Origin of the sequence: Desulforhopalus sp., assembly GCA_030247675.1 — a bacterium.
GTDB lineage: Bacteria > Desulfobacterota > Desulfobulbia > Desulfobulbales > Desulfocapsaceae > Desulforhopalus_A.
In genome coordinates, this window is sequence record JAOTRX010000002.1 from 705,752 (window position 1) to 718,180 (window position 12,429).

A 12,429-nucleotide genomic window follows, 5' to 3' on the forward strand; every position below is an offset into this window, starting at 1 on the left:
CCGGCGGCGTGTTTTGTTTTACCGTCTTCTTTTCGCTCCACCCCCTTACCCCTTGCTATGCTTTTTCACGGACTTGATGAATTTGCCGAAGTCACGATCCTTCTTTCTCTTCTCGGCGTAGGACATTTGATAATATTCCGATTCCTCTTTGAGTTTCCGGTAGTTGTCGTAGCGCTCCTGGTTGAGGTCGCCGGAACGCAAGGCCTCAATGACGGCGCAACCCGGCTCGCCGGTATGGCTGCAATTGCGGTAACGGCAGGACGAGGTGCGCTGGATGATATCGGAAAAGCTCGTATCTATGCCGTTTTCAGCGCCGAGGACGGCAAATTCACGCATACCCGGATTATCGATGACCAGGGCGCCGCTTTCCAGGATGAGCAGCTCCCGACGGACGGTGGTATGCCTTCCTTCACCGCTGCCGCTGATGTCGCCGGTATGGAGCTGGGCACGACCCATCAGATTGTTGATGATTGTACTCTTGCCAACCCCCGAGGAGCCGACAAAGCAATATGTCTTGGCCGGCTGCAGTGCCGAATAAAGCGCGTCGATGCCTTCCCTTGTGACGTTACTTAGGGTCATAACCGGTGCGGTGATTCCCACCGCCTCGATCTCCGCCAACTGGTCGGCCAGGGTTTCCGGGGTAATTAAATCGGTTTTGGTGAGAAGAATGCAGGGCTCAACCCCGCCATCGCGCACCATGACGAGATATCGCTCCAGCCGGTTGACGTTGAAGTCAAAGTGGCAGGATTGGACGATGATTGCCCAGTCAAGGTTTGCGGCGATCATCTGATATTCGACTGATTCTCCGGCCGACTTCCGGCGCAGAACGGTCTTGCGCTCGATCAGCGCCTGGATTATGCCGAAATCGTCGGTCGGTTGTTTTTCGATACGCACCCAGTCACCGACACTGGGGAAATCCTGTGCCAGGACATGCTGGTAGTGATATCTGCCGGCAAGTTTTGCCCGGAAAATGCCATCTTGGTTGATAACCAAGAGCACCTCCCGGTCGACTGCCATAACCCGGGCGATGCTGCCCTCGCCGGGGGCCGGTTCGATCCGCTTTTCGAACCAGTCTGTCCAACCGAGCATTGCCAGTTTGGAGTATTGGTTATTCATGGTGTCAGTTCCTCTGCAGCACGAAGAATGTGTAGCCGTAACTTTTCGAGTGTTTGCGGAACATCTCCGCCTCGGTCTGGCATTCAGCGTAGACTGCCTCGGCCTCGGGTATCCCGGCATTCTTCACCTGCAGTTCTACCATACGGGCAAGCATCGGCGTGTAGTAATCGTCCCACCAGGCGCTGTCCGGCAGGTTGAAGGTCTCAACCACCTTGTAGCCTTCCTTGGCGGCCAGCAGGCATACCTCGCTCGTCGACCTGATGTCCGGATACACCTTGTCGAAGAAGGCCTTCGCCTCGGCGGGGCGATCATCGGTCAGCCAGCACAGCTCGGTGAAGGCCAGGTAGCCGCCCGGTTTGAGGTAGGTCCGGAACTCCTTCAGTCCGCGGGCAAGGCCGATGATGAAGATTGAGCCCTCACTCCACAGCAGGTCGAAACTGTCTTTGTCAAAGGTCATGTCCATCATCGACATTTCTACCGTTTCGATGTCCAGACCCTCGGCGGTGGCTGCTTTGTCCAGGCGGTCCAGCATCGGCCGGTGGTTGTCGATCGCCAGGATTTTCGTGCGCAGTTGCCGGGCGAGGAGAAGGGTTTGCATGCCGCAGCCGGAGCCGATATCGAGGACTGTCGGTTGTGCCGGCAGATCCGCCAGCAGGCCCAGGGCTTTGAGGGTGGCTTCCCGGCAACCGGGGCCCTGCCTGGGGAGATCTTCGAAGAGTTGGTAAAAATATTTCATTGCTACTGTGTTTTCCTTGATGTTTTTGGTCAGCATCCTGACCTGGAGTGCCTCTTTTTCGCTAAGCCCGAGGCTGAGAAGAAATGCGTGATGGGCGACCGGCGCCCGGCGTTCGAATTCAATATGCCAACGCTTGAGCGCCGCTTCGTCGAAGTGGCAGGCCGACAAAAGGCTGAGCCATAACTCCTTGTCGAGGCCTGAACCGTCGCCCCCGGCCGTAACCTTCCTCAGCATGCCGGCAAGGACTCGCTGCTGAGCCTTTAACCGCGCAATCTCCCGGCCGATCTCACCCAGGCGCTTTTCAAGTATCGAACTGTCAGCGCTGGCCTTGTCCAGTAAAAGGCATATTTCAGCAAGACCGAGACCCGCCTCACGAAAAAAGCAGACGCGTTCGAGCCTGGCCAGGTCCTCCTGGGTGTACCGCCGGTAGTTGGCCTCGGTTCGTCCGCTCGGTCGCAACAGCCCGATGCGGTCGTAGTAGAGCAGCGTCGAGCGCGACAGGCCGAAGTGATGGGCAAGTTCAGTAATGCGATAGTTCTTCATCGGCCATATCCTAAACTGTGAAGCTGTAGTCGGGTCAAGGGAATTTTTGATTGTGCGGGATTTAGTACAAAGAAATACTTTTATACCGCAAGGGTGGCATACGTTTCGTTTGAGCATACAAGCTGCTCAACTCAGCTATTGCGCTCTTTGGCCTGGGAAGTGTTGCGTGAAGGTATGCTGAGCAGAGGAATCCAGAGCCAAACGTTCTGCTGAATTCTCTCGGACTAGCGCAAGGAGCCGCTTGGTAATCTTCAATATCCACGGGAAATCGCCTGGGGAAGAGCGGACACTACTCCCAGAGTTCCAAAATCAATTCACGGCTCAGGTTCAGATATTTGTGTTGCATATTCGGATCATTACAGAAGACCTCCAGGGTAATGGTACCGTTATATCCGGTTGCCTTTAAGGATTTCACCGCATTCTGCCAATTTACCGACCCTACACCCAAAGGCATATGGTCATCTGACCTGGACCGGTTATCGGAAAAGTGAACATGCCGGAGGTGTTCTCCCAGTTCAGCGCAAAAAACCTCATGATTATCGGCTCCGAAGTTTGCGTGTCCGAAATCGAGATGCAGCTGTAAACCGGGCACAGCCGTCAGTAAGGTTTTAAAGGTGGAAACTTTGTCAAAAGGGGCTTTGAAGTTCTCGAATACCATGGTCAACCCATACGATGAAGCCATTTCCACAATGGGCTGCAATGCCTCTATATGGAAGGAAAGCAAATCTTTCCTCATGGCCGGCGGACAAAAATAGCAGGGATGAATATTCATGACCTTCGCCCCCAGGTCGGAAAAAATCCCGGCACATCGCTCCAGTTCTTTAAGACATGCTTCCCGGACTCCCTGGACCGGATATCCATATGGCAGGCAGGGGTCGGTATGGCCAGTGATCGATAGACCATAAGAATCAAGGATCGGCCGTAATTGAGCACTATCAACGTTGCTGGCTTTAGGGCCTTCGATGGTTAAATCCAAAAAGTCGAAACCGCCTTTGCCACAAAACCGTGCCTCGTCATAGATGGATTTTGACGGGTTGTTCATTATGCCAATTTTCATGGTGCGTTCCTCAGTTGCTGGAAATTTGGTTACGTCAGATGTTTCTCTTTCCTCCAATCTATCCCAAAGCTCAATCAATATACTATGTCATCCAGCGAGAAAAACACCCATAAATGAAGCATGGCTCCCCCAGACATATGCATTCAGTCAATAGAGCGGGAGGAGGTACAATCACGAAAATTCCCTTGGTGCAGATATCTTTACTCTCGCTAAATTAAACGCATCCATTGGTGTACGGGCAAGAGATAATCCAGTTAATAAATAATGTGTGAAATTCTAGTATATTACAAAATACCACTTGACAGGAAGCAAGGGGATTGGAAATACATGAGTGATGTTAGAGAATGTGTTGAATTGAACCGACTTGCGGGATTTTGGCGATTGATAGGCGGTTCGTATAATCCCTTGTTGGGTGGTCTAACTGAATGCAAAAACTTAGGAGAAAAGACAAATGAAACAAAAATACTTGGTTGGAATTGCGTGTGGAATGATGTTACTTGGGATGGCTGGGATGGTTAACGCCACCCTTATTTTCAGCGATAACTTCGATGGTGAAAATAATGGAAATATTAGTCCAAATTATGTCTCATTTGATAATTGGACAGTTTCAGATGGTAATGTTGATTTGGTAAGTGCGCCATTAGATGCTGTCCTTTCAATCAATACACTCACCGACAATGGCCTTTTTGTAGACATGGATGGATCTGGTTTACATTTCGGAAATATGGATGCTGGAAAGATGACACATATTTTCACCTTAGATCCAGGCGATTACATCCTCAGCTATAGCTTGGCAGGGAACCAAAGGAGGCCTTTGGACATTGATCAAGTTAATGTAAGTGTTGGTCAAGGTTCTCTTGTAAATTCCAGTCACGCTCTGTCCTGGGACAGTCCATTTACATCCTTTACTCAAGAGTTCTCCATAGCTTCAATAGAGCTAGTCCAATTGAGCTTTGAAGGCATTGGGGGTGATGACATTGGTATGCTTTTGGATGATATCAAACTTGAGAAAGTTGACCCAGTCCCCGAGTCAGCTACCATTCTGTTAATGGGCATTGGTCTAGCTGGATTGGTAAATGCTCGGAGGAAAAATAAACGATAGGTAGGGACGGGGTCAGGCTTAACATATTGACATTCTGAGAAGAAACAGGGACAGACCACAATTACGCTTTATCCAATATGAAGTTTGGGGACGTTGCTACTTACATTGCAAAACATTTATGACAAAAAGCCCAATTTCAATGAAAATGAGGGGGACACTTTGCACATTTCCAACTATAAAATCCACCAGGAAATACAGGGACACCATGCCAATTAGATGTCAAGCCATGAAAAATAAGCATGATGTTCCTCTATTTCCATGTCCCTCTATTTCCCTGCATATTCGCTCAGCCCTTGGCCTTGATAGATTTACCTTGCGAGGGAAGGCAAAGGTCAACACCCAGTGGAATCTTTTCTGCATTGTCCATAATCTGATAAAGATATTCAGGTATGGGGTGGGATTTGCCTAAGTACCCACAGAAAGAGATAGGAAATGTATGATATTGACTAGTTCTTTTGGGCAATAAAGAGTTGGGAATGAACTTTAAAATACAGATATTCGAAAAGACTTAAATTACGGTTCTATTAATTATAGGCTGAGATAAACGGGCCGGTGAAAATATGGAATTCTGAAAATTGGCTTTTTCTACAGACTCGTTGGGCAAGGAGAAAATATGAGCGATTGGGATTTTCTGCACGATATGCATAATGACGGCTATAGCGCAGAGCAAATAGCTGATGCCGCTGCTTGCGGTTATAACCCTTGGGAGTGGCAACTCCTAGAGGAATGCGATTTGCCGGTTGGGTGGCCACAGTCTGCCCCTGACCCTGAACTGGTTATAATTTTCTAGAGCCTGGTCGAGAGCGCAATATCTTACCACGAGCTCACAGGACGCTACCTACAAATATGGGGCGAGTTGGGTGAGCTATATGCTGAAATCGAGTATGGCATTAAGCGCCACAAACCACATACCAGTGGTTCAGATGGTAAGCTTGGCAATGATTATATTGAAATTAAAACCATTTCTCCAGAAAAGGCGGGAGAGATGGTTCAAGTAAAGCGTGGAGGCAACTTCAACAAACTGTTGGTGGTAAAAATCACCGAAGGTTTCGAATTTGAAGGTCGATTTATTGAAAGAAAAAAACTTTCAAAAGGCAATGGAAAACACGCTCGTGTTTCATGGCCAAAGCTTACGGAATTCGATAAATAAATCGTCACAAAACTGTGCCTAATTAATCAGCAAACCACACCATTCCAATCGGCAGTTTTAATAGGTTGTTGCTCATTCGCTGGCAGGTATTTCACCGTTGGGTATAAAAAATGAACATATCATTAGACTCAAACGCTTTGACTTATTTAATAGAAGCAATTGATCCTGATTATGATCCGTTGAATGACCTACAGTTAAATTATATACAACGAGTCTCAATGATAAGAATATTCCTGTACGGTGGGTTGTGTTGTGGCATTCTCCCTCAGGTATTGAAAGAGGTTGGAGATATTTCAAAAGAAAAATGGAGAGATGTTCATGAATCAACTGCTGGAGTTCTTTTCCATGAGGTAATTCCAAATTGGTCAAAAAATGATTTGAAAATGAGAAAAGAAGTACTGCTAAAATCACACCCTAAGGAAAAAGATTGCACTTTACTGGCTGAGGCAGAATTTGCAGGCATCAACGTTCTGCTAACTCGAGATGAACAATTCAGAAATCGTTTAAATCCAATATCCAGCGTAGAAATAATATTCCCATCTGACTTCTTAGAATCAATGGACATTCAAAAAATGGCCACGCCAAAATTCTGCCCACTAGAGTCGAATCCTTTGCATGGCAAGTCTTGGTGGAAAATTCAATAATAATTACCCAACCAGACATTTCAGCGGACCCCGCGAACAGCGCGGGTCCGCTGAATTCTACGTAAAATGCACGACAAAACAGAAAGGTGTTTAATTATGATCACCAACACAAAAGGAGGAGCAGTGGAAATCACAAACATCGAAACTATCCCCGGCAAGAAAATCACAACGCATTATGGAGTGGTTTGCGGCAGTACGGTGCGTTCGAAGAATGCTTTTAAGGACATCGGAGCGTCTTTTAAGAATATGTTCGGAGGGGAATTGAAAAACTACACACGCCTGCTGGAAGAAACGCGTCAAGAAGCCATAAGCCGAATGATTCAACAGGCAACCGCATTAGGCGCCAATGCAATCGTAAATGTACGCTTTGCAACATCCGATGTCGCTGCAGGTGCGGCAGAGATCTACACCTACGGCACCGCTGTCAGGGTAGAATAGGAGCGCAACCATGACAGACTTGATTACCTGGGCAATCTGGATTGCACTCTTCGGGATTTCCTATTTTATCGGGACGCATAGAGAAAAAGCTCATTTAAGGAACATTGTTGAAAGAGAAAAAGCTCTTGTCTCGCTTCCGACATTAACCTTGAAGTTCGCGGAAGACCGCCCTGTTGTCAAATCGGAACTGGTAATGGGTAGTGTCGTAATTGGCGGTGATTTTTTTAAGCAGGTCGTGGCAAGTTTGGCCAGTCTTTTTGGCATGAGGATTTCCGTTGCCGAAGCCATGCTGGACAGGGCGCGCCGCGAAGCGGTCCTTCGTATGAAAGAGAAAGCTGTGGGGGCGGATGCAATCCTTAACGTCCGGATAGAGAACATGAAAATAGGCGAACGAAAAAAAATAACCGGGATAGAGGCCATGGCATGCGGCACGGCGGTCTATTATTCTAAATGAAGTTTGAACCGCGATACTGCGAGGTTAACGTAAATGTCCCGACGCACAACCATTTCCGGGAATTTATCCGCCTGAGTTTATGGTTGTTGGGGATTGTTTTCGGAGTGTACTTCGTTCTGGGGTATGCGGCTGAGAAGATCGCGGAGCGTATGCCCCCAAAATTTGAAGTAGCCATTGCCACCGGCATCACCTCCAATTTTGCTCAGAGTGGCTTTCCCCGCACCAGCAACTATTTGCAGAAAATTCTCGACTCTTTAGTGACTCCGGCAGAGGGGCTGCCGCCATTCACGTACAAAGTTACAGTTGATGATCAGGCCGCTGTTAATGCGGTGGCATTGCCGGCTGGAAATATTGTCGTGTTCAAAGGGCTGCTCTCTGAATTGAAAACGGAGAATGAAGTAGCAATGATTTTGGCCCATGAGTTGGGCCATTATGCCCATCGTGACCATTTGCGAGGATTGGGTAGGGGGCTTGTCCTATTGTCTATTACGGCCTTGTTGGGCCTCTCCGGCGATCTCCCAGGTTTTATAGCTCCTTCAGTGCTGACGTTTGATTTAAAACACTCCCGTGATCGGGAGTCGGCTGCAGATCGTTACGCCATCGATCTGTTTGCCCGCGCTTATGGTCATGCTGGAGGTACAACTGACGTCTTTAAGGTGTTGGCTAGCCATGAAGGTGGCATCAAACGGCCTGATATAATTTCGACACATCCGGACACCCTCTGGCGCATGCAAACACTTGCCAGCTACCTGCAACTAAAGAAATATCCGATAGGCCCTATCATGCCGCTCCCGGAGTCTGGCGTGCTTCCTTTTCTTAATGATAGAAAGGGAAAAGTAGAGTGAAAACAGAGTGGACATTGGTAAGTTATGTAACTTGTTGAGAGTGGAAAACGTCACAAAGGTAACAGTTTAGCCGTGTCAGTGTCAGGCTTGACTTCTGTGTATTTCGAGAATTGGTGGCTCGGGCCGGTATGACCCAAGGGGCCTATGCCCAAATGGAAAATATCGCGAAGCCGCGGAGGGCAAGCCTGAAGAAGATCGCCAATGCCATGGGACTGATTGTCGATCAACTCGATTTTTAAACAAGAAGCATTACGCCAAACGTAGGGCAAACAACAGAAAAAGGCTGGTTAAGCCTGATAATTGCTTTGTGCCCCTTCACCCCAGCCCTTTAAAACGATATCCCACCCCGGTCTCAGTGACGATATAGCGAGGACGAGATGGGTCGTTTTCGAGTTTGTGGCGGAGGTTGCTGATATTCACTCTCAGGATATGTGGTTGTTCGAGGTAGGTGGCGCCCCAGAGCTGCTTGAGGATCTGCCGGTGGGTGAGGACCTTGCCGGCGTTGCTGACCAGCAGGCGGAGGACGTCGTATTCGGTGGGGGTAAGTTGCACCTCCTCGCCGCGGAGGCGTACCAGGCGATTGGCGAGGTCGACCTCCAGGTCGTCGATGCGGTAGACCGGCTCCGGGCTTGGCGGTAGCGCCCGGCGCAGGGTCGCGCGGATTCGGGCGAGGAGCTCGCCGACGCCAAAGGGCTTGGTCAGGTAGTCGTCCGCCCCGCTGTCGAGGGCTTTCACCTTGTCGGTCTCGCGGTCGCGGACGGAGAGGACGATGATCGGCACCTGCGACCATTGGCGAATTCTGGTGATGACCTCAACCCCGTCCATATCCGGCAAGCCGAGATCGAGGAGGATGAGATCGGGCTTTTCCGCCACGGTTGCCGTCAGCGCGGCGCGGCCGTCCATTGCCTGATGGAGTTCGAATTCGCCGCCTTCGAGGGCGGTTTTTAGAAAGCGCTGGATCGCCGGTTCATCGTCGACGATGAGCAGGCGCGGGGGATGTTTTTCCTGGGACATATCTTTCGTTATACCTCAAGGGCAGGTTTCGTTTGAGCAGCTGGCTGCTCAACGCAGCTCTACCGTGGGAGTTGGATGGTGATTCGGGCACCTCCGTCCGGGCGGTTGTTCGCCCGGATGGTGCCACCGTGTGCCTCGACGATGCCTCTGCAGATCGAAAGGCCAAGGCCGGTGCCGCTCGTTCCTTCCACCGCCGGCAGGCGGTAGAACTTCTCGAAAACCCGCCCGAGATCGGGCTCGGGGATGCCCGGCCCGCGGTCGAGGACCTCAAGCAGGATGTGTCGCTCCTCGGCCTGGGCGGTGATCTCTATAGGACTCCCAGACGGTGAATATTTCAAGGTATTATCGAGGAGATTGATCAGTACCTGGCTCATCAGCACCATATCCATGTCGACCGGCGGCAGGTCTTCGGCAAGTTTTACCTGCACCTCCCTGTCGCCCAGCCGTGTTTCAAGGGCGGCAAGGGCGCAGCCGATGAGGTCCTGCACGTCACAGGGCTCTCTCCGCAGGCTGAGCTCGCCGGCCTCAAGCCTGGTCATATCGAGGAGGTTGCCGACAAAGCGGTTCAGTCGTTCCGCCTCGTCCCAGGCGCCGGTAAGCAGGGCCTGCCTTTTTGGGGCGTCGATGTCGAGGTTGTCGTCGCGGAGGCTGCTGAGGGCGCCGATGATCGACACCAGCGGGGTGCGCAGGTCATGGGAGATGGAATTGAGCAGCGCCCTTTCGAGGTTTTCCCGGGCCTGGAGAAGCTGCACCTGTTTGGCCCGCTCGGCCAGATGGACCCGTTCCAGGGCCAGCGATATCTGGGTGACGAAGGCGTCGAGAAGGCGGCGGTTGTGGGGGTTGCGGTACCCGGCGATGTCCGGCAGCTTGACGCCGAGGACCCCGAGTGGGCAGGCAGGGGTCGCCAGTGGCAGGTAGAGGAGGGCGGCCGAACCAAGGGTATTGGTGGCGATCCCGGCCTCCCTCTGGTTGCGAAATGTCCAGTCGGCGACAGCCAGTTCCTTGATGTCGAGGTGCAGGCCTTGACTGCAGGCAACTATCTCCATCTGTTCGCCATGGGGGGCGAGGACCGCCAGTTCCGCCTGCATCGCCTCGCCGATGTTCTTCACCACCGCCGCGAAAACCGTCTCCCGGTCGCTTGCCGCCGCCAGATCGCGGCTCAGGTAGTAGAGACTTTCCGTCTGCAGCTCGCGCTCGCGCATGACCTCCGCCCGTTCGCGGGATTTGCTCACCAGGGTGCTGATGACCACTCCGACGACGAACAGTCCGAAAAAGGTGAACAGGTATTCGGTGTCCTGGACCTTAAAGCTGCCACGCGGCGGGATGAAAATGAAGTCGAAGGCCAGGACGCCGAGTGCCGCGGTGAGGATGGCCGGTCGCAGATTGAAGCGGATGGCGGCGATCACCACCGCCAGCAGGTAGAGCATGACCAGGTTGATCGGCGACAGAAAGGGCGCCGCCAGGGCCGAAAGCAGGGTGGCCGCAGCCACCAGACCGAGACTTGCCAGGGCGTCGATCCAGGGGATGGAAGGCCGCCGGCTGAGGTGGCGTGGCGGTTTGGCGGGGAGGTCGCTGATGCTGACGACATGGACATGGATGGCCCCGGAGAGGCGGATGATCTGATCGACGATGGGTGGCCGGAACAGTTCCCGCCACCGTGATTTTGCCGGTTTGCCGACAACGATGCGGGTGACGTTATGGCGCAGGGCATAGTCGATGACCGCCTCGGCGACCGACGATGCGGAGATGGTCACCACCTCGCCGCCGAGGCTCTCGGCAAGACGCAGGTCGCGCCAGATCCGTTCGCGGTTCTCCTGCTGCTGGCTGCCGACGCTCGGGGTCTCGATATACACGGTATACCACTGCGCCTTCAGCTCGTCGGCGAGGCGGCGGGTGGTGCGAATGAGCTTTTCACTGAACGGGCTGCCGCTGGCGCAGACCAGAAGACGTTCGCTTGCCGGCCAGGGGCCGGGGATGGCGCGGGTCTCCATATAGTTCCGCATCTCTTCGTCGACCCTGCTGGCCGCCCGGCGCATGGCGAGTTCGCGGAGGGCAATGAGATTGCCGGGCTGGAAAAATTTCTTTGCGGCAAGGGCGGCCTGTTCGGGGATATATACCTTGCCCTGGCGCAGGCGCTGCAAGAGTTCCTCCGGCGGGATGTCGACCAGGGTGATCTCATCGGCAAGGTCGAGCATGCGGTCGGGAACGGTTTCCTGCACAGTAACCCCGGTGATCTGGGCGACGATATCCTTGAGACTCTCAAAGTGCTGGATATTGACGGTGGTGCAGACATCGATGCCGGCCACGAGGATCTCCTCAATGTCCTGCCAGCGTTTTTCGTGGCGGCAGCCGGGGGCATTGGTGTGGGCCAGTTCGTCGATCAGGACGATTTGCGGCCTTCGCTCCAGCACCCGGTCAATGTCGAGTTCCGGCAGGAGTACCCCCTGATAGAGGATGCGGGCCTTGGCAATGGTCTCCACGCCGTCGAGGAGGGCGTCGGTTTCCGGCCTGCCGTGCGACTCGACGTAGGCCGCCACCACATCATGGCCTTCGAGCCTTTGCTGGCCTGCCGCCTTGAGCATCGCATAGGTCTTGCCGACGCCCGCGGCGTAGCCGAGAAAGATCTTCAACTTGCCGCGGAGTTCACCCTGTTCCTCGGCCTGAGCGACCTTCAGCATGGCCTCGGGCGTCGGCCGTTCATCTTCCGGCAGGCTCATGGTGACACCTTGTCGAGGGCGAGGTTAAGGGCCAGGACGTTGATTCGTGGCTCTCCCAGAAAGCCCGCCTGCCGGTCCTCGGTGTGGGCCGCGACCAGATGGCCGACCAACGCCCCGGTGATTCCCCTCGCCATGGCAACCCGAGTCGTCTGCACTGCTGCCGCTTCGGGGGAGATATGCGGATCAAGGCCGCTGGCCGAGGCAAGTATCAGATCGGCGGGGATGGCACCGGTGACGCCGCTGTCGCGGATGGCTTGCACCCTTTGGGCAACGGTTTTCAGGAAATCCGGATTACTCGGGCCGGAGTTCGACCCCCCTGATGCCGCAGGGTTGTAGGGGAATTCAGGGGTGGCCGACGGCCGTGGCCAGAAGTATTGCGGGGCGGTGAAGGGCTGGCCGATCAGTTGCGAGCCGATGGTTCTGCCCTGGTCGTCGATGACCAAGCTGCCCGCCGCCTGCCGGGGAAAGAGTGCCGCGGCGATGCCGGTCACCACCGCCGGATACAGACCGCCACAGAGCAGGGTGACGGTAAGACAGAACAGCACTGCTGTTTTCAGTTCCTTCATGATCGTTTCCTCTCACACCGGGCGAGTGCCCGGTCACATTGCCGGCA

Annotated in this window: 14 protein-coding genes; 8 read left to right on the plus strand and 6 right to left on the minus strand. The window is 53.2% G+C overall.

Going from position 1 to position 12,429, the window contains the following annotated elements; translation table 11 throughout:
* Positions 1 to 45: 45 nt before the first annotated feature.
* The 3 genes from rsgA to OEL83_03130 form a co-directional block, all read right to left on the minus strand.
* A complete protein-coding gene (gene rsgA, locus OEL83_03120; GenBank protein MDK9706021.1) occupies positions 46 to 1,116 on the minus strand; it encodes a ribosome small subunit-dependent GTPase A in 1,071 nt (356 codons plus the stop codon).
* A gap of 4 nt (positions 1,117 to 1,120) precedes the next feature.
* The gene (locus OEL83_03125; protein ID MDK9706022.1) at positions 1,121 to 2,395 is read right to left on the minus strand and encodes a MerR family transcriptional regulator; all 1,275 of its coding nucleotides are present in this window, start codon (positions 2,393 to 2,395) and stop codon (positions 1,121 to 1,123) included.
* A gap of 289 nt (positions 2,396 to 2,684) precedes the next feature.
* Positions 2,685 to 3,452, minus strand: a complete 768-nt coding sequence (locus OEL83_03130) for a sugar phosphate isomerase/epimerase (GenBank protein MDK9706023.1) — start codon at positions 3,450 to 3,452, stop codon at positions 2,685 to 2,687.
* Between the two features lie 451 nt (positions 3,453 to 3,903).
* On the opposite strand from OEL83_03130, the gene OEL83_03135 reads away from it, so the two are divergent.
* The 8 genes from OEL83_03135 to OEL83_03170 all read left to right on the plus strand — a co-directional run bounded on the left by OEL83_03135 (position 3,904) and on the right by OEL83_03170 (position 8,085).
* Positions 3,904 to 4,554: a PEP-CTERM sorting domain-containing protein gene (locus OEL83_03135; protein ID MDK9706024.1), complete on the plus strand. Its 651-nt coding sequence runs from the start codon at positions 3,904 to 3,906 to the stop codon at positions 4,552 to 4,554.
* 226 nt (positions 4,555 to 4,780) lie between these two features.
* Positions 4,781 to 4,963 carry a transposase gene (locus tag OEL83_03140; protein MDK9706025.1) on the plus strand — a complete coding sequence of 61 codons (183 nt, stop codon included), beginning with the start codon at positions 4,781 to 4,783 and terminating at the stop codon, positions 4,961 to 4,963.
* Between the two features lie 204 nt (positions 4,964 to 5,167).
* Positions 5,168 to 5,344: a hypothetical protein gene (locus OEL83_03145; protein ID MDK9706026.1), complete on the plus strand. Its 177-nt coding sequence runs from the start codon at positions 5,168 to 5,170 to the stop codon at positions 5,342 to 5,344.
* A 66-nt stretch (positions 5,345 to 5,410) separates the two neighbouring features.
* Positions 5,411 to 5,704: a hypothetical protein gene (locus OEL83_03150; protein ID MDK9706027.1), complete on the plus strand. Its 294-nt coding sequence runs from the start codon at positions 5,411 to 5,413 to the stop codon at positions 5,702 to 5,704.
* A gap of 110 nt (positions 5,705 to 5,814) precedes the next feature.
* Positions 5,815 to 6,348, plus strand: a complete 534-nt coding sequence (locus tag OEL83_03155; GenBank protein MDK9706028.1) for a hypothetical protein — start codon at positions 5,815 to 5,817, stop codon at positions 6,346 to 6,348.
* A gap of 96 nt (positions 6,349 to 6,444) precedes the next feature.
* Complete coding sequence (locus OEL83_03160; GenBank protein ID MDK9706029.1) at positions 6,445 to 6,786, plus strand: YbjQ family protein; 342 nt, start codon at positions 6,445 to 6,447, stop codon at positions 6,784 to 6,786.
* 10 nt (positions 6,787 to 6,796) lie between these two features.
* Entirely contained in the window at positions 6,797 to 7,240 is a 444-nt protein-coding gene (locus OEL83_03165) for a YbjQ family protein (protein MDK9706030.1), read from the plus strand.
* Positions 7,237 to 8,085, plus strand: a complete 849-nt coding sequence (locus tag OEL83_03170) for a M48 family metallopeptidase (GenBank protein MDK9706031.1) — start codon at positions 7,237 to 7,239, stop codon at positions 8,083 to 8,085. The genes OEL83_03165 and OEL83_03170 overlap by 4 nt, the downstream gene beginning before the upstream one ends.
* Before the next feature lie 315 nt (positions 8,086 to 8,400).
* On the opposite strand, the gene OEL83_03175 is transcribed toward OEL83_03170, so the two are convergent.
* The 3 genes from OEL83_03175 to kdpC are packed head-to-tail and all read right to left on the minus strand — an operon-like array spanning position 8,401 to position 12,382.
* Positions 8,401 to 9,099: a response regulator gene (locus OEL83_03175; protein ID MDK9706032.1), complete on the minus strand. Its 699-nt coding sequence runs from the start codon at positions 9,097 to 9,099 to the stop codon at positions 8,401 to 8,403.
* Between the two features lie 59 nt (positions 9,100 to 9,158).
* Positions 9,159 to 11,816 (minus strand): sensor histidine kinase KdpD, encoded by a 2,658-nt coding sequence (locus OEL83_03180; protein MDK9706033.1) that lies wholly within the window; start codon positions 11,814 to 11,816, stop codon positions 9,159 to 9,161.
* Positions 11,813 to 12,382 (minus strand): potassium-transporting ATPase subunit KdpC, encoded by a 570-nt coding sequence (gene kdpC, locus OEL83_03185; GenBank protein MDK9706034.1) that lies wholly within the window; start codon positions 12,380 to 12,382, stop codon positions 11,813 to 11,815. Before kdpC ends, OEL83_03180 begins: the two co-directional genes overlap by 4 nt.
* Positions 12,383 to 12,429 lie beyond the last annotated feature (47 nt).